This is a genomic window from Herbidospora sp. RD11066 (assembly GCF_054661255.1).
Window position 1 is genome coordinate 256925 of the sequence record NZ_BAAGDO010000009.1, and the last position, 16385, is coordinate 273309.

The following is a 16385-nucleotide window of genomic DNA, read 5'->3' on the forward strand; positions in this document are numbered from 1 at the left end:
CGGTTAAGGACGAGCACCTTGAAGATCGCCATACGGGCGGCCGCGGCCGCCTCGCTTGTAGCCGCGAGCCTGATCGGGATATCCGCTCCGGCTCACGCCGAGACCACGTTCACCAGCACGGTCAACCCGATCCTGAAGGACGGCAGCTACTACTCCGCCGACCCCGCCCCGATCGTCATCCCGGCCGGCGCCGCGGGTAACACCAGCGGCAAGGACGAGCTGTACATCTACACCGGCCACGACCAGGCCGGGGCCACCACCAACGACTTCATCATGAACGAGTGGGGTGCCTTCAAGACCACCGACGTCGCCGCCGGTGAGTGGACCCACTACCCGTCCCTGATGCGTCCCGAGGCCGTCTTCGCCTGGGCGACCCCCGCCCGCGCGTACGCCGGTCAGGTGGTCCGGGGTCTGGACGGCCGCTACTACTGGTACGTCCCGATCAACGAGCGGGACAGCACGGCCTCCGACAAGTTCGCCATCGGTGTGGCCGTCTCGACCTCGCCGACCGGTCCGTGGACCGACTACATCGGCGGGCCGCTGATCTCCCAGCGGGTGCCCACGGCCAACACGATCCACAACATCGACCCGACGATCCTGATCGACGGGCAGCGCGTCTTCATCTGGTGGGGTTCGTTCAGCAACCTGAGAATGCTGGAACTCGCCTCCGACATGAAGACCCCCGTCACGACCACGCGCACCGTCACCGGCCTGACCGGCTTCTTCGAGGCGGCCTGGGCGTTCAAGCGCGGCAGCACCTACTACATGGCCTACGCCGGCAACAACGCCGGTCCGACCTCGGCCTGCACCCCGGCGAACTACCACGCCTGCATCGCGTACGCGACGGCCTCGGCCCCCGAGGGCCCGTGGACCTACCGCGGCACGGTGCTCAAGCCGGTCTCCTCGACCACCAGCCACCCGGGCATCCTGGAGTTCAACGGCAAGTGGTACATCGCCTACCACACGGCCGACGCCGTCGGCGGCAACCACTTCCGCCGCTCGGTCGCGATCGACCCGGTCGAGTGGGACGACACCCAGACCCCGCCCCGCATGAAGATGGTCACGCCGACTCCGGCCAAGGGCCGCGACCTCACCCCCCGCGCGAACATCGCGCAGGAGGCGAAGGCCACCGTCTCGAACGAGCCGGTTCCGACCCAGTACTGGATCAAGTCGCTCAACGACGAACTCGTGCGGCCCAACCCGCTGCCCCCGGACATGTGGGGCACCTGGACCGGGAACAACCCGCCGCAGCAGTGGGCCCAGTACACCTGGGACCAGCCGATGCGGATCTCCGGCTCCCAGATCGACTTCTGGAACGACTCGCAGCAGGGCACCGGCGTCGGCGTCGCGGCTCCGGCCAACTGGAAGATCCAGTACTGGAACCTCGCCACGAGCCAGTGGGCCGACGTGCCCAACCCGAGCGGGTACGGCACGGCCACCAACGGCTACCAGAACACCAACTTCGACCCCGTCACCACCACGCAGGTCCGCGCGACCTTCAACGCCTCGACCAACGGCAGCACCTACTCGGCCGTCGCGGTCGAGGAGTGGAAGATCCTGGCCGCCCAGCCGGCCTCGGTCACCCCGCCCGCCGTCCGCGTCGAGGTGGGCGAGCGCGAACTGCCCTCCACCGTCCCCGTGAGCTTCGGCACCGGTGACCCGCTGCAGATCCCGGTCTACTGGGACGCGCTGACCGCCGAGCAGGTCGCCGCGCCCGGCACGCTCTCCATCCAGGGGACCGTGCTCGGCTACGCCGCCTCTCGCATCACCGCCCAGGTCACCGTCCTCCCGCTGGAGGGCACCGAAGGCGACGTCACCAAGCCCACGCTGACCCTCACCCCGAGCGGCAGCGCCGGCAGCAACGGCTGGTACCGCTCGGCGGTCCGGGTCCGCGCCGCGGCCGTCGACGACAGCGGCGGCCGGATGACCATCGAGACGAAGGTCGACAACGCCGCGGCGGTCGTCACCAACGACGCCCGTCAGGCCGACGCCAACGTCACGGGCGAGGGCGAGCACACCGTCACCGCCAAGGCCACCGACCGCGCCGGCAACGTCTCCGACACCGCCAGCGTGGCCGTCAAGATCGACTCCGTGGCGCCGACCAGCGTGGGCACGCTGAACGCCGCCGCCCGGACGGTCAAGGTCCTCTCCAGCGACCTGACCTCCGGCGTCGCGACCATCGAGTACGCCATCGGCACCGGCCCGTGGACCCCCATCGCCGGTGGGGTCATCTCCGCGCCCGACGCCAGCAAGTACACGGTGTCGTACCGGGCGACCGACAAGGCGGGCAACATCGAGACCGCCAAGACGGTCGTCATCCCGGCCGACCTGTCGGCTCCCCTCAACGGCAACATCGCCCCCATCGCGACCCCGACCGCCTCGTACACGGCGGGCTGGAACGCGGTCACCGCCCTCAACGACAACGCCGACCCGGCCAACCCGAGTCAGGCGCAGATCTGGGGCACCTGGTCGGGCACCCGCCCGGCCACTCTCTGGACCCAGTACGACTGGGCCCGCCCGGTCCGGATCATCAGCTCCGAGCTGAAGTTCTGGCGCGACTCCAACCAGGGCACCGGTGACGGAGTCGCCCAGCCCGACGGCTGGGTGCTGCAGTACTGGGACGAGGCCGCCTCGGCGTGGAAGGACGTTCCGAACCCGTCTGCCTACGGCACCAGCACGACGGCGTTCAACAGCGTCACCTTCACCCCGATCACCACGTCCCGGGTGCGGGCCACGATCCGGGCCAACGGCAACGGCACCACCTACTCCGCGGTCGCGATCACGGAGTGGCGGGTCTTCGCCCAGGAACCGGCTCCCGAGGAGCCGTCCGTGATCCCCGTCACGACCACCGTCACGCCCCGCTGCCTGGCCGGCAAGGCGTACGTGGCCGTGCAGGTGCGCAACGACCACGACGCGGCCATCGGCGTGCAGGTCGAGACCGCTTTCGGCGAGAAGACGTTCGCGAACGTCGCGCCGGGCGGTAACGCCTACCAGTCGTTCGCCACTCGCACGGCCTCGATCGCGGCGGGTTCGGTCACGGTCACCGCCAGCGGGACGGTCGACGGTGAGGAGACGACCTCGGAATACACCGAGGATTACGCCGCCCTCACCTGTAACTAATGTCCCAAAACCCTCATAATTAGAAAAACCCCCCAAGGTGGAGCATTTCATGAAAATCCAGCACAAATGGCTGCTCGCCGCCGCCGTCGCCATGACCACCACCGTCGGCTTCACGGGTGCGGCCATGGCCGACCCCGGTGACAGCACCGACGTCGCGGTGACCGTCGACATCGCGCCGATCGAGGAGCCGGGCGTCCTCGCCATGTCGGTCTCCTCCAACTCGGTCGCCCTGGCCGAGGAAGGCTCGACCCTGGAGGAGCGCCAGTTCACCGGCACCCTCCCGACGGTGACCGTCACCGACACCCGTACCGGCGACGAGATCCCCGACGGCGCCGCGTGGGCCGTTCTGGGCAACGCGTCCGACTTCACCGGCAACGCCGGCCAGGCGCCCATCAGCGCCGGCCACCTCGGCTGGAAGCCGAACCTGATCGACGGTGGCGACACCGGCCTGGTCGCCGAGGGCGAGGAGGTCGTGACCGTCCTCGACGCCCCGACCCAGCCGGGCAACAACGTCGGTCTGGTCGACCAGGAGCTGCTCGTCTCGACCTTCGACTCCGCCGAGGTCACCGAGGGCTCGTACAAGGTCAACGCCGATCTGACCCTGAAGACCCCGGCCGACGTGGCCGCCGGTTCCTACAGCTCGACGCTGACGCTGTCCCTGTTCGAGTAGTAGTCCCCGGTGGGGGGCCGCGGTTTCCGCGGCCCCCCACCGTCCCTTTCTCCGGAGGGCCTCGTGATCAGAAAAACCCTCGCCGTGCTCGCGGCGGCGCTCATGACCGTGCCCCTCTGGCCCGCCGCCGCGATGGCCGAGCCGGAGAAGGACACGCTCACCTGGTCGGTTCAGCCGGCCACCGCGGCCGGACCCGACGGCCGCCGCTGGATCGAACTGTCCCTCGACCCAGGTGCCACCGTGACCGAGCACCTGGCCGTGCGGAACTTCAGTGACGGCGCCGCGACCTTCTCGCTGAAGGCGGCCGACGGCTACCTCACCGACAAGGGCCGCTTCAACATGCTCCAGTCGAACCAGACCTCCAAGGACGGCGGCACCTGGATCGACGTCCAGAACGAGATCAAGGTCGGCCCCAACGAGACCAAGGTCGTGCCGTTCACGATCACCGTGCCGCGGAACGCCACCCCCGGCGACCACCCCGCCGGCATCGCCGCGGCGGTGCACAGCGCCAACGGCACCGTGGCCGTCGAGAGCCGCGTGGGCTTCCGGGTCATGATGCGCGCGACCGGCGACATCAAGGCGGCGGTCGCGGTCAGCGGCCTGTCGGCCAGTTACGACCAGACGTGGAACCCCTTCACCTCCGGGACCGTCACGGTCAAGTACACCGCGACCAACGAGGGCAACGTCGCGGCGAGCGGAGCGGGCGCGGTGGCCGTCAGCGACCTCACCGGCCTGGCCGAACGCGACGGCAAGGCCGACGTGGCGGAGATCTTCCCCGGCGACAGCCGGACGGTCGAGACGAAGATCAACGGAGTCTGGGCGCTGGGCCCGATGTCCGCCAACGTCACCGTGACCCCCTCGGTCGAGGGCGGCTCGCCCATGAGCGCCGCCGTGACGGTCTGGACCGTCCCGTGGCCGCAGCTCGCACTGATCGCGCTGCTCGTGGTCCTCTTCTTCGCCTACCGGGCCATCACCAAGCGCCGCAGGCGGCACCTGGAGAACATGCTGGCCAGAGCCCGCGACGAGGGCCGCGCCCAGGCGAGCGGCGTCTAGGGCCTGTTTCCGGGTCTACGGCAGTGGGCGCGCCCGGCTTGTATCGCGGCCGGGCCGCCCCGGCGGGGGCCGCTTCTCGGGTCGTGGACTCATCGGAGCCGCCACAAGGTGACCTCTTCGTCATCGCCGACGGCCAGCATGTCGCCGTCGGGGCTGAAGGCGAGCGAGCCGACGTGACCGTTTCCGAGAGTGCCCGTGCTGCGGCCGGTGACCACGTCCCACAGTTGCACGCCCTTTTGGCCACTGAGGGAATCGCCGGTGGCGATTCGCAGCCCGTCCGGGCTGAGCGCCAACGCCGCGACGGAATCGAAGTTTCCCAAGGCGGCCTTGGGAGAGCGCGGATCGTCAGCATTGAGGAACCAGAACGACACGACCTGCGAACCACCGATCAGCAGCTGCCCGTCGGGAGCGAAGGCCAGGCCCCCGGCGACCAGGGCGGCGAAGGTGTGGCTGACGCGACCTTCGGCGATATCCCAGACGCGCACCCTGCCATCCCTGCCGCTGGTGGCGAGGAGCCTGCCGTCGGGACTGAAGGTGATCGCCATCAGGTCACCGGGATGAGAGAGGGTTCTGGTGAGGTGGCCGTCGGACGTCCTCCACACCCGGACCTTCCTCTCGTCGGTGGCGGCCAACTGCTTGCCGTCCGGGCTGAACGTCAACTTCTCGGCGGCGCCGGAAAGGCCCTTGAAGGTGGCCGCCTCGCGACGGGTCGTCACCTGTGTCAGCCGGACGGCCTTTCCCACGCCGGTGGCGAGGAACTTGCCGTCCGGGCTGAACGCGAGCGCGCCGGCATGGCTTTCGACGGCGGCCAAAGGGCGGCTGGTGGTCCAACTCCACAGGCTCACGTTGTCGGAGTAGCCCACGGCCAGGATTTCGCCGTCGGGACTGAACACCACGTTTCTCATCGGAGATCGGGGGACGGCCAGGGTGCGGACAACGGTCGGCCCGCCTTGTGGTTGCGACCGTGATGGCTGCTCGGAACCATAGGTGATCAGCTCATCCTCGGTCCCGAAAAGGATGTACAGGACGGGTACGGCGGTGATGCCGACGGCGAAGATGGCCACCTCGAGGATCCTGCGGCGGCGGATCTCCGCAGCTGAGCGGTGCGGTGCCACGTTCGTCATCACAGGGCGCGTGGAGGGAACGTTCGGTGGAACGGCTCGTATCGGTGCGACCGGACGGCGGGCGAGCGCTGGAGCTGCGGCGGGCGGCGTGACGCCGATCGAGTCGGCCGCGTGGAGGGTGGTGGCCACTTCCTCGGCGGACGAGGGACGCTCGCGCGGATCCTTGGCCAGCAGTCTCAGCGCGAGGCGTTCCAGCTCGGCCGGTATATCCGGCCGCACTTCGGTGAGCCTGGGCGGAGGCATCGTCAGATGGTGGTGCATGAGCGTGACGAACGCTCCGGTGAAAGGTGGCTGACCGGTCAGCATGGTGTGGAGCGTGCAGCCGAGAGCGTAGAGGTCGGTCCGCGCGTCGATCGGCTCGCCGCGATATTGCTCGGGCGCCATGAAGGCGGGAGAACCGATGATCCCGCCCGAGGCGGTGAGGTGGGTGGTGGCGTCGGCGTAGCGGGCGATGCCGAAGTCGCAGATCTTCACCCGCCTTCGTCGAGCTCCATGAGGTTGGCCGGTTTGATGTCGCGATGCACGACCCCTTTGCGATGCGCGTACGCCAGCGCGTCGGCCACCTGTGCCAGTAATCCGGCCACCCGCTTCACCGGCAGCCCCGTCGGCGCCCCGGCCGTCAGAGTCCTGAAGTCGGTGCCTTCGAGTAACTCCATCACGAAGAACGGATATCCGTCGTGCCGCCCGATGTCGTGGACGACGGTGATCCCTCTGTGGCGCAGGCCCGCCGCCGTCTTCGCCTCGCGCTCCAGCCGGGTGATCAGCTCCGGATCGTCGTTCAGCTGGGCCAGAAGAATCTTCAGTGCGACCTGGCGGTCGAGCTCCTGGTCGGTGGCGGACCAGACCTCGCCCATCCCACCCTGCCCGAGCCGGGTCAGGAGCCTGTAGCGGCCGCCCAGAACCGCTCCAGGTTCCATCGCAACGGCCCTTCTGAAGGCTGGATTCTCTGGGGAATGGTCTCAGCTAACCACTCCAGTGAGAAGTGATCACACCATGGAGAACAGGTCCTAGACCTCGCTCATGACGACCGTGCGCGCGGTGGGCAACGCCACGTGCACGGTCGTTCCGTTTCCCGGGGACGAGGTGATCCAGCAGCGTCCGCCGTGCGCGTCGGTGATGGCCTTCACGATGGCCAGGCCGAGGCCGGCGCCGCCGGTGGCGCGTTCCGACGAGCCCTGGGAGAAGCGGTCGAACGCGCGGGCGACCTGTTCGGGCTGCATCCCCGGGCCCTGGTCGGTGATCTCCAGGAGGACCCGGGTGTCGTCCTGGTCGAGGTGGATCAGCGCGGGGGTGCCGTCGGGGGTGTGGGCGCGGACGTTGGCCAGCAGGTTCACCATGATCTGCCGGATCCTGGCCTCGTCGACCACGGCGACCAGCGAGTCGGGGGCGCTGACGACGATGGGGGAGCCGGGGTTCAGCGCGCCCGCGTCGGCGGCGGCCTCCCTGACCACCTCGGCCAGGTCGGTGGCGGCCAGGCTGAGGGTGGCGCCCTTGTCGAGGCGGGCCAGCTCCAGCATCTCGGTGACCAGGTTGCCCATGCGGGTGGCCTCGTCCTCGATGCGGCCCATGATCTTGGGGAGTTCCTCGGGCGGGATCGCGCCGGCGCGGTAGAGCTCGGCGTAGCCGCGTACCGTCGAGAGCGGGGTGCGCAGTTCGTGGGAGGCGTCGGCGGCGAAGCGGCGCACCCGCTCCTCGGAGGCCCAGCGGTCGCGGAAGGCGCCGGAGATGCGGTCGAGCATCAGGTTGACGGCGCCGCCCAGCCGCCCGACCTCGGTCGCTCCCTCGGGCATCCGGGCCGACAGGTCGCCGCCCTGGGCGATGCGCATCGCGGTGCGCGACATCCTGTCGAGGGGGGACAGGCCCGAGACGATCAGCAGCCGCCCGCCGAGCGCCAGCAGCGCGATCAGCAGCCCGCCCGTGACGAGCTCGGCCAGCAGCAGGTGCCGCACCGGGTCGCCGACGGCGTCGAGTGGCACCGCCACGACCACGATGCTGGTTCCGGTACGGTCCTTGGCCGCGCTCGCCAGCAGATGGTCACCCAGCTGGAAGGTGCGCCCGGCGGCGGCGTGCCCGCCCAGCCGGTCGACGCCGAGCTCGGTGAGCATGCCCGGCACCCGCGCCGACTGCGGGAAGTCGCCGTTGACCAGCTTGGGGGTCTGGTTCTCGAGGTTGACCTGCGCGACCGCGAACGGCGATCCGGCGAGCGCCTGGGTGACCGACTCCACCGCGTCGACCCGCCGCGTGGCGGTCGCCGTGGCGGCCAGCAGCTGGCTCTCCAGCCGGCTCGTGAGGTGCTGTTCGAGCACCACCGCGCTCGTGACCGACAGCACCACCAGCAGGATCGTGCTCACGGCGAGCAGCCCGGCCAGCAGCCGGGAGCGGAGCGACATCGTCAACGCCATTTCGTCTGGCCCCGGTCGTCAGGGCCGCAGAGCGTATCCCACACCGCGTTGTGTGTGGATCAGAGGTGGTCCGAGCGGGTCCAGCTTCCGCCGCAGATAGGAGATGTACGTCTCCAGCACCTGCGACGATCCGCCGTACCCCCAGACCTGGTCGAGCAGTTGCCGTTTGGTCAGCACCAGCCCGGGGTGTTCCATCAGGAAGGCCAGGAGCCGGAACTCGGTCGGTGACAACTCCACCCTGGTCCCGCCGCGGCGCACCTCCCAGCGGGCCTCGTCGAGTTCGAGATCGGCGACCCGCAGCACGTCACGGCTGGGGCGCTCCGCCTCGTCGGGCACGGACGTCCGGCGCAGCACCGCCCGGACCCGTGCGACCAGCGCCTCCACGGAGAAGGGTTTGGTGACGTAGTCGTCGCCTCCCATGGTGAGCCCGCGAACGGTGTCCGAGACGGTGTCGCGCGCGGTCAGGAAGATCACGGGCGTGGTGGCGCCCTCGGCCCTGACCCGGCGGCAGATCTCGAACCCGTCGATGTCGGGGAGCATCACGTCGAGCACGATGAGGTCGGGTCTGCGCTCGGCGAACTCGCGCAACGCGTCGCGTCCGCACGCCACCGCCTTGACGGTGAACCCGTGGAAGCGGAGGGCGACCTCGATGATGTCGCGGATGTTCGGGTCGTCTTCGACGACGAGGATCCTGGTCTCACTCATGGCGAGCTCAAGTATGGTGCTTTTCTCCCACTAAAAGCCCCATATCGGTCACATCGTGGCGTCTCATGCGCCACACCTTCTCCTCCACGCCTGTGGCGCCCGGAGGAGAAGGGTGGGAAAAGCCTGAGTTATTTGACCGTGGCGACGCAGAAGACGGTCTGGCCGAACGGCGGAGTGATGAACCGCTCGATGAAGCGCGTCGCGGGCACGACGGTGCGGTCGTAGATCTTGACCAGGCGCGGGTCGGGGTAGCCGACGCCGCCGCGGCGCACGGCCGCCCACCAGGCGATGCCGCCCAGGAAGTTGATCGGCTTCAGGGTGTCGATGCCCAGCCCCGCCTCGCGGACCGTCGCGCCGAGCGTCTTGGGCGTGTAGCGGGTGACGTGGCCGACCTTCTTGTCGAAGTCGCCGTAGAGCTGCATGTAGCCCGGCACCCAGATGATGATCTTGCCGCCGGGCTGGGTGACGCGGGCCAGCGAGCGCAGCGCCTCGACGTCTTCCTCGATGTGCTCCAGCACGTTCATCAGCACGACCGTGTCGACCTTGTCCTCAAGCGGGATGTCGGTCGGCAGGCCGAACTGGAGGACCCCGACGTCGGGGTTGTCGGCGAACCGCTTCTCCAGCTGCTCGACGCAGTAGGGGTCGAAGTCGCTGACGACCAGCCGGTCGAGGCGCGGCAGCCACTGCTCGGCGAAGTGGCCGAGACCCGAGCCGATCTCCAGCATCGACCGGCCGACGTGTGGGGCCACCATGTCGATCTCGTATTGCCGGTAGTTGCGCGCCTCGTCGCCGCCCAGATGGTTTTCCAGGGCTTCGTCTCCGGCCGCGGGCTGTACTACACGGTCGTACCCAGACATGGCTCCTCATTCACAGCTGCTGACGGTCCGAGCGAGTCTAGTGCCCCGGAGAATGGCGCCGATTCTTATCTGCGGCATCTGGCGCGACAGAGTTACGATTCGTTAATGCGTGCCGAGGTGACCAGTTTCATCGGCCGGGAACCGGAGATCACCGAGATCGCGCGCCTTCTCGACGTCTCCCGCCTGGTGACGCTGACCGGCGTGGGCGGGGTCGGCAAGTCCCGGCTGGCCGGGCGCGTCGCGGCCGTGGCCCAGGCCGGGTTCCCCGACGGCGTGTTCGTCGCCGACCTGGTCAAGGTGGGCGATCCCGAGCTGCTCAGCCATGCCGTCGCCGACGCGATGCGGCTGACCGACCGCACCACCCGGCCCGCCGACGAGGTGCTGACCGCCCATCTGGCCGACCGCCGGGCGCTGCTGGTGCTCGACGGCGCCGACCGCCTGGTCGACGCCTGCGCCAAGCTGTCCGAACAACTGCTGCGCGGCGCTCCCGGGCTGCGCGTGCTGGTCACGAGCCGTCAGCCGCTCGACGTCGCGGGGGAACACCTGTTCTCGGTGGCGCCGATGACCCGTACCGAAGCACTGGAACTGCTCTCCGACCGGGCCGCGGCGCCGGTCGGCGACGACGGCGGGCTCTGTGAGCGGCTCGACGGCATCCCGCTGGCGATCGAGCTGGCCGCCGTGCGGCTGGGGGAGTTCCCGGTCGAGGAGCTGGTGCGGCGGCTCGACGACCGCTTCCGGCTGCTCGACGGCCTGCGCGCGGCGATCGGGCTGAGCCACGAGCTGTGCTCCCCGGCCGAGCGCCTGTTATGGGCGCGGCTGTCGGTGTTCGCCGGGTCGTTCGGGCTGGCCGCCGCCGAAGAGGTGTGCGCCGACCGGACCCTCCCGGCCCATGAGCTGCTCGGTCTCATGAGCAGTCTGGTCGACCGGTCGATCGTGGCCCGGTCGGGCGGGCAATATCGGCTGCTCGACACCGTGCGCGAATACGGCGAAGAGTGGCTCCACCGGCTCGGCCCCGACGAGAACGACCGGCTGCGGCGCAAGCACAAGAACCACTACCTGCGGCTGGCCCGGCGCGGCGAGTCGCAGTGGTTCGGGCCCGGCCAGCAGGCGATCTACGCCCGCACCCACGCCGAACACGGCAACTTCCGGGCCGCCCTGGAGTTCTGCGTCTCCACCCCGGGCGAGGAGCGCGACGGCCTCGACCTGGCCGCCACCCTCTGGTTCTACTGGATCTGCTGCGGCCACCTGGGCGAGGGCCGCCACTGGCTCGGCCAGGTGCTCGACTCCGACGCCTCGCCCACGCCCGAGCGGGCCAAGGCCCTGTGGGTGGCCGGATACATCGCGATCATGCTGGGCGACACCTCCAGGGCCGTGACGCTGCTGGCCGAGTGCCGCGAGCGCGGCGACGACCGGTCGCGGGCCCGCGCGGTCCAGCGGCTGGGCGCCCTGGCGATGCTCGGCGACGAACTCGACCGGGCGATCCCGCTCCTGCTGCACGCCCTGGCCGAATACGAGGACATGGGGCTGCTCGACACCCACGTGCTGATGGGCAAGATCGAACTGGCCATGGCCCAGGCGTTCACCGGCCGGCTCGGACCGGCCGGGGCGATCTGCCGCGACGTGCGGCGGCTGTGCGAAGACCACGGCGAGAAGTGGGTGCTCTCCTACGTCTGCTACGTCGAGGCCCACCTGGCCTGGCAGGCCGGTGACCACGCCGGGGCCGAGCGGCTGGCGCGCGAGTCGCTCACGTACAGCAGGATCTTCAACGATCTGATCGGCACGGTGCTCGACGCCGAACTGCTCGCACTGGTGCTGGTCGGGACCGGCGACCCCGCCGGTGCCGCGCTCCTGCAAGGGGCGGCGGCGGTCGTGTGGGAGTCGATCGGCTCTCCCCTGTACGGCTCCCGCCACTTCACCGCCGCCCACGACGAATGCGCCCGATTGGCGGTCGCGGAACTCGGCGACGAGGCCTACCGATCGGAGTTGGCGCGCGGCCGGAGACTGGGACTCGACCGGGCGTTAGAAATCTCCACCAGAGGTAGAGAATTATCCACCGCTGTCCAGCAAACGTGAGTGTGTCGTGAAAGCCTGACGGCCGTGAACCTTCCGGCGGAAACAAGCACGTTCGTCGGGCGAGACGCGGAGTTGTCCGAGGTCGGCCGACTGCTCACCGAGTCTTCTCTGGTGACGCTCTCCGGTCTGGGCGGCGTGGGGAAGACGCGTCTGGCGTTCCGCGCGGCGGAACTTTACGCCAAGGTTCACCTGGAGCCGGTCCGGGTGGCCGAATTGGCCGCCGAGCGCAACGGCGATCTGCTCGCCCACGCGGTCTCCGCTGCGCTCGGCCTTCCGGAACAGTCGGTCCGGCCCCAGGGCGAGGTGCTGGCCGCGCACCTCGCCGACCATCGTCTGCTGATCGTCCTCGACACCGTCGAACACCTCCTCGGGCCCGCCCGGACCCTCGTCGGGCAGGTGCTCGCGGCGGCGCCCGGCGTCCGCTTCCTGGTCACCAGCCGTCAGCCGCTCGGGCATCCGGCCGAGCGCGTGTTCCGGGTCTGCCCGCTGGCCGAGGCCGAGGCGCTCGACCTGTTCGCCGAACGCGCCGCCGCCGTCGTCCCCGGCTTCGCCTCCACCGAGGAGGTGGCCCGGCTCTGCCGGCGCATGGAGGGCCTGCCGCTCGCCATCGAACTGGCCGCCCGGCGGCTGCGCACGATGACCCCGGAAGAACTCGCCGACCGGCTCGACGACCGGTTCGCACTGCTCTCGGGCCACCCCGGGCGCACCGGCCGCCACGCCGCGCTGCGCACCTCGGTCGGCTGGAGCCACGAACTCTGCACCCCCGAGGAGCGGTTGCTCTGGGCCCGGCTGTCGGTGTTCGCCGGGACGTTCGAGGCCGAGGCCGCCGCCTACGTCTGCGGCGACGACCGGCTGCCCAACGTGCCCGGCACGCTCGCGAAACTGGCCGAGAAATCGGTCGTCTGCTCGATCGGCGAGCGCTTCCACATGCTCGACACCATCCGTGACTACGGCCGCGAGTGGCTGCGCGAACTCGGCGAGGAGGAGCACATGATGCTCCGCCACCGCGACCACTACGTCGCCGTGGCCCGCCGCGCCGAGGCCGACTGGTGCGGCGCCAACCAGGCGACGTGGTCCGACTGGGCCCGGGGCGAGATGTCCAACCTGCGGCTGGCCCTCGACCGGAGCATCGCCAGCCCGATCGGCCTCGACCTGGTCGGCCGCCTCTGGTTCGTCTGGTACTGCCTCGGGCACGCCCGCGAGGGCCGCTACTACCTCGATCGCGCCTTGGAACGTAACACCGCCGACAGCCCCGAGCGCACCCGCGCCCTGTGGTCGGCCGCGTTCGTCGCCTTCGCCCAGGGCGACCACGACCAGATGGCCATCCGCCTCACCCAGGCCCGCGAGGCCGCCCTGGCCCAGGAAGACCCGGCCGCGATCGGCCACGCCTGCACCGGCGCCGCCGGCCTGGCGCTGTTCCAGGGCGACTTCGACGCCGTACGTCTGCTCGCCGAAGAGGCCATCGACCACCTCGACCGCGTCGGCGGCCGCTACGTCGCCCGCCTGTCGGCCATGTCGCTGCTCGCGCTGGCCCTCATCGGCCGGGGAGACCCCGCCGAGGCGGTGCTCGTGCTGGAGCGCCAACGGGCCGCGTGCGAGTCGCTCGGCGAGGAGTGGGCCCGCTCGATGGGCGACCAGATCAGGGCCGCCGCCGAACTCGGCCGGGGCGACGCCGTCACCGCCGATCGCTACGCCCGCACCTCCCTGCGCGCGGTCTGGCGCCTGGGCGACGTCATGGGCAGCGCGATGGCCGTCGAACGCCTGGCCGCCTGCGCCGTCGCGATGGGCGACGCGCCGCGCGCGGCCCGCCTGCTGGGCGTGGGGGAGCGGATGTGGTCGGAGTTCGGCCCGACCCACTTCGCCCCGCCCGGCTTCGTCGAGTCGCGGGCCCGCACCGACCGGCGGACCCGCCGGGTGCTGGGGGAGCGCGACTACCTGGAGGCCTACGGCGAGGGGCGGCGCCTGCCGCTCGACGCGGGCGTCGGTTATGCCCTGGGCGGGCTTCCCATTTCGGGAGCCATGCGGTGGAATCATCCCGCCGATGAATGCCGATGACCCGCTGACCGACGACGACGCGGTCGGCCGCGCGCTCTCCGGTGACCTGGGCGCCTACGCGGCGCTGGTCAGCCGGTACACGTCGATCGCCCAACGCACGGCGTTCCTGCTCGGGGCCGGCGACGAGGCCGAGGACGTGGTCCAGGAGGCGTTCGTCAAGGCCTATCGTCATCTGAGGTCCTTCCGGCGCGACTCGGCGTTCCGGCCGTGGCTGCTGCGGATCGTCGCCAACGAGACCCACAACCTGACCCGGTCCCGGGGACGGCGGGCCGATCTCTCGGTCCGGCTTTCGGGGGTGCGGGAGCCGTACACCCCCGAAGACCCGCAGGACACGGCGGTGGCCGGCGACCGGTCGGCGCGGTTGCTCGCGGCGGTCCGGGCCCTGCCCGATCGGGAACGCGAAGCGGTGGTCTGCCGGTACTTCCTGCAGTTGTCCGAAGCGGAGACGGCGGAGATCCTCGGCTGCCCGATCGGTTCGGTGAAGAGCCGCACCCACCGGGGGCTGCGACGACTGCGGGAGGAGGTGGACCGTGAACTCCTCTGACGACGCCTTCGAAGCCGAACTGCGCGCCCTGGGCGAGTCGCTGCACGTGCCACCGCCACCGGGGGACATGGAGGCGCGAGTCTTGGCGGCTCTTCAGGAGCCCGTCAGGAAGCCGCGTTTCACCACGAAACGCCTGGTGGCCGTCGTGGCGGCCTTCCTGGTGGTGCTGGTCGCCGCCACCCCGCAGGGGCGCGCGGCCGTCGTCGAGGTGCTGCGTTTCGCGGGGGTCGAGATCGAAGTCGGGAACCGGGAGCCGCTTCCTTCGGCGTCGCCCGGAGAACCCTTGCCCTCGGAGACGAGCGCAGCCCTCGCCGAGGCCCGCCGGATGGTGGCGTTCCCGCTGGTCGTCCCGGCCGCGCTCGGCGAACCCGACCAGGTCAGGGTGGCCGACGGCGGTCAGGTGGTCAGCATGTACTGGGACGGGATCCGTCTCGACCAGTACGACGGCACTCTGCGCGAGGTCTGGCACAAACAACTCGGCGAACCGTTCCCCCAATCGACGATGATCGGCGCCACTTCGGCGGTCTGGATTCCGCAGCAGCACGGCATCGAATACCTGCCGGCGGGTGGCGGGAACCCGGTCTCCCTGCGACTGGCGGGCCCGACGCTGATCTGGCAGATCGGCCGCGTCGGCCTTCGCCTGGAAGGCGTCCCCACCCTGCCGGAAGCCATCAGGATCGCCTCGTCGGTCCGCTGACCGGCGCCGGACCTCAGCCTTCGGCCTCAGCCTGCGGCGGGAGTCGCCAACCAGGCGTCGATGTCGGCGAGGATCTCCTTCCTCACCGGCTCGGGGGCCGCCGACGAGCGGATCGACTGGCGGGCCAGCTCGGCGAGCTCCGCGTCGGAGAACCCGTAGACGTCCCTGGCCAGCTCGTACTGCGGCAGCAGCCGGGCTCCGAACAGCAGCGGGTCGTCGGCGCCGAGCGCGATCGGCACCCCGGCGTCGAAGAGCCTCCTGAGCGGTACGTCCTCAGGCCCCTTCGCCACCCCCAGACCCACGTTCGACAGCGGGCAGACCTCGCAGGTGATCTGCCGGTCGGCCAGCCGTTCCATCAGCCGGGGGCTCTCCGCGGCGCGTACACCGTGACCCACGCGATCGGCCCCCAGGTCGTCGACGCACTCGGCCACGCTCGGGGCGCCCAGCAGCTCACCGCCGTGGGGCACGGCCAGCAGCCCGGCCCGCTTGGCGATCCGGAACGCCGCGTCGAAGTCGCGCGCCCGGCCTCGTCGCTCGTCGTTGGACAGCCCGAACCCGACCACGCCCTGGTCGGCGAACTGCCCGGCCAGCCGGGCGAGGGTGCGGGCGTCGAGCGGATGCCGGGTGCGGTTGGCCGCCACGATCACCGCCACGCCCACCCCGGTCGACTCACCCGCCAGCCGGGCCGCGTCGAGCGCCAGCTCCAGCGTCTCGGTCAGCCCGCCGAACCGGGAGGCGTAACCGGAGGGGTCGACCTGGATCTCCAGCCAGCGTGACCCCTCTCTGGCCTCGTCTTCGGCCGCCTCGCGGACCAGCCGGTAGACGTCTGCGGGCTGCCGCAGCACCGACCGGGCGATGTCGTAGAGGCGCTGGAACCGGAACCAGCCGCGCTCGTCGGTGGCGTGCAGCTGCGGCGGCCAGTCCTGCACCAGCGCGTCGGGCAGGTGCACCCCCTGCTGCTCGGCGAGCTCGATCAGCGTCGAATGGCGCATCGAGCCGGTGAAGTGCAGGTGGAGGTGTGCTTTGGGGAGTTTGTCGAGTGGACGCCGCATCTCCATATCCTGACGCACGGCACTCAACCTCGG

13 protein-coding genes are annotated in these 16385 nt (G+C 70.4%); 7 read left to right on the plus strand and 6 right to left on the minus strand.

The window, feature by feature from the left end:
* Window positions 1-18 precede the first annotated feature (18 nt).
* The 3 genes from ACYQ78_RS30755 (at window position 19) to ACYQ78_RS30765 (ending at window position 4843) form a co-directional block, all read left to right on the plus strand.
* The gene (locus tag ACYQ78_RS30755; RefSeq protein ID WP_459804455.1) at window positions 19-3120 is read left to right on the plus strand and encodes a family 43 glycosylhydrolase; all 3102 of its coding nucleotides are present in this window, start codon (window positions 19-21) and stop codon (window positions 3118-3120) included.
* A gap of 49 nt (window positions 3121-3169) precedes the next feature.
* Window positions 3170-3790 (plus strand): hypothetical protein, encoded by a 621-nt coding sequence (locus ACYQ78_RS30760; protein ID WP_459804456.1) that lies wholly within the window; start codon window positions 3170-3172, stop codon window positions 3788-3790.
* A gap of 63 nt (window positions 3791-3853) precedes the next feature.
* Window positions 3854-4843, plus strand: coding sequence for a WxL protein peptidoglycan domain-containing protein (locus tag ACYQ78_RS30765; protein WP_459804457.1), 990 nt, complete (start codon window positions 3854-3856; stop codon window positions 4841-4843).
* A gap of 89 nt (window positions 4844-4932) precedes the next feature.
* Here the strand turns inward: ACYQ78_RS30765 and ACYQ78_RS30770 are convergent, their stop codons facing one another.
* The 5 genes from ACYQ78_RS30770 to ACYQ78_RS30790 form a co-directional block, all read right to left on the minus strand.
* On the minus strand, window positions 4933-6441 hold the full coding sequence (locus ACYQ78_RS30770; protein WP_459804458.1) for a protein kinase family protein: 1509 nt from the start codon (window positions 6439-6441) through the stop codon (window positions 4933-4935).
* Entirely contained in the window at window positions 6438-6884 is a 447-nt protein-coding gene (locus ACYQ78_RS30775; RefSeq protein ID WP_459804459.1) for a serine/threonine-protein kinase, read from the minus strand. The genes ACYQ78_RS30770 and ACYQ78_RS30775 overlap by 4 nt, the downstream gene beginning before the upstream one ends.
* Before the next feature lie 90 nt (window positions 6885-6974).
* On the minus strand, window positions 6975-8357 hold the full coding sequence (locus ACYQ78_RS30780; protein ID WP_459804460.1) for a sensor histidine kinase: 1383 nt from the start codon (window positions 8355-8357) through the stop codon (window positions 6975-6977).
* A gap of 30 nt (window positions 8358-8387) precedes the next feature.
* Entirely contained in the window at window positions 8388-9074 is a 687-nt protein-coding gene (locus tag ACYQ78_RS30785; protein ID WP_459804461.1) for a response regulator transcription factor, read from the minus strand.
* 128 nt (window positions 9075-9202) lie between these two features.
* The gene (locus tag ACYQ78_RS30790) at window positions 9203-9931 is read right to left on the minus strand and encodes a class I SAM-dependent methyltransferase (protein ID WP_459804462.1); all 729 of its coding nucleotides are present in this window, start codon (window positions 9929-9931) and stop codon (window positions 9203-9205) included.
* Window positions 9932-10036: 105 nt separating this feature from the next.
* Between ACYQ78_RS30790 and ACYQ78_RS30795 the strand changes: the two genes are divergently transcribed.
* The 4 genes from ACYQ78_RS30795 to ACYQ78_RS30810 are packed head-to-tail and all read left to right on the plus strand — an operon-like array spanning window position 10037 to window position 15300.
* Window positions 10037-12004 (plus strand): ATP-binding protein, encoded by a 1968-nt coding sequence (locus ACYQ78_RS30795; protein WP_459804463.1) that lies wholly within the window; start codon window positions 10037-10039, stop codon window positions 12002-12004.
* 24 nt (window positions 12005-12028) lie between these two features.
* Window positions 12029-14059, plus strand: coding sequence for an ATP-binding protein (locus tag ACYQ78_RS30800; RefSeq protein ID WP_459804464.1), 2031 nt, complete (start codon window positions 12029-12031; stop codon window positions 14057-14059).
* Window positions 14046-14603: an RNA polymerase sigma factor gene (locus ACYQ78_RS30805; protein ID WP_459804465.1), complete on the plus strand. Its 558-nt coding sequence runs from the start codon at window positions 14046-14048 to the stop codon at window positions 14601-14603. The genes ACYQ78_RS30800 and ACYQ78_RS30805 overlap by 14 nt, the downstream gene beginning before the upstream one ends.
* Window positions 14590-15300, plus strand: coding sequence for a hypothetical protein (locus ACYQ78_RS30810; protein ID WP_459804466.1), 711 nt, complete (start codon window positions 14590-14592; stop codon window positions 15298-15300). The genes ACYQ78_RS30805 and ACYQ78_RS30810 overlap by 14 nt, the downstream gene beginning before the upstream one ends.
* A gap of 26 nt (window positions 15301-15326) precedes the next feature.
* On the opposite strand, the gene ACYQ78_RS30815 is transcribed toward ACYQ78_RS30810, so the two are convergent.
* Window positions 15327-16352: an adenosine deaminase gene (locus tag ACYQ78_RS30815; RefSeq protein ID WP_459804467.1), complete on the minus strand. Its 1026-nt coding sequence runs from the start codon at window positions 16350-16352 to the stop codon at window positions 15327-15329.
* Between the last annotated feature and the right edge of the window lie 33 nt (window positions 16353-16385).

What these genes read in the sequence shown, in the direction of transcription:
- ACYQ78_RS30785 (WP_459804461.1), bottom strand. Translation starts at nt 9,074, where the DNA reads ATGAGTGAGACCAGGATCCTCGTCGTCGAAGACGACCCGAACATCCGC.
- ACYQ78_RS30760 (WP_459804456.1), top strand. Translation starts at nt 3,170, where the DNA reads ATGAAAATCCAGCACAAATGGCTGCTCGCCGCCGCCGTCGCCATGACC.
- ACYQ78_RS30815 (WP_459804467.1), bottom strand. Translation starts at nt 16,352, where the DNA reads ATGCGGCGTCCACTCGACAAACTCCCCAAAGCACACCTCCACCTGCAC.
- ACYQ78_RS30775 (WP_459804459.1), bottom strand. Translation starts at nt 6,884, where the DNA reads ATGGAACCTGGAGCGGTTCTGGGCGGCCGCTACAGGCTCCTGACCCGG.
- ACYQ78_RS30805 (WP_459804465.1), top strand. Translation starts at nt 14,046, where the DNA reads ATGAATGCCGATGACCCGCTGACCGACGACGACGCGGTCGGCCGCGCG.
- ACYQ78_RS30780 (WP_459804460.1), bottom strand. Translation starts at nt 8,357, where the DNA reads ATGTCGCTCCGCTCCCGGCTGCTGGCCGGGCTGCTCGCCGTGAGCACG.
- ACYQ78_RS30790 (WP_459804462.1), bottom strand. Translation starts at nt 9,931, where the DNA reads ATGTCTGGGTACGACCGTGTAGTACAGCCCGCGGCCGGAGACGAAGCC.
- ACYQ78_RS30795 (WP_459804463.1), top strand. Translation starts at nt 10,037, where the DNA reads ATGCGTGCCGAGGTGACCAGTTTCATCGGCCGGGAACCGGAGATCACC.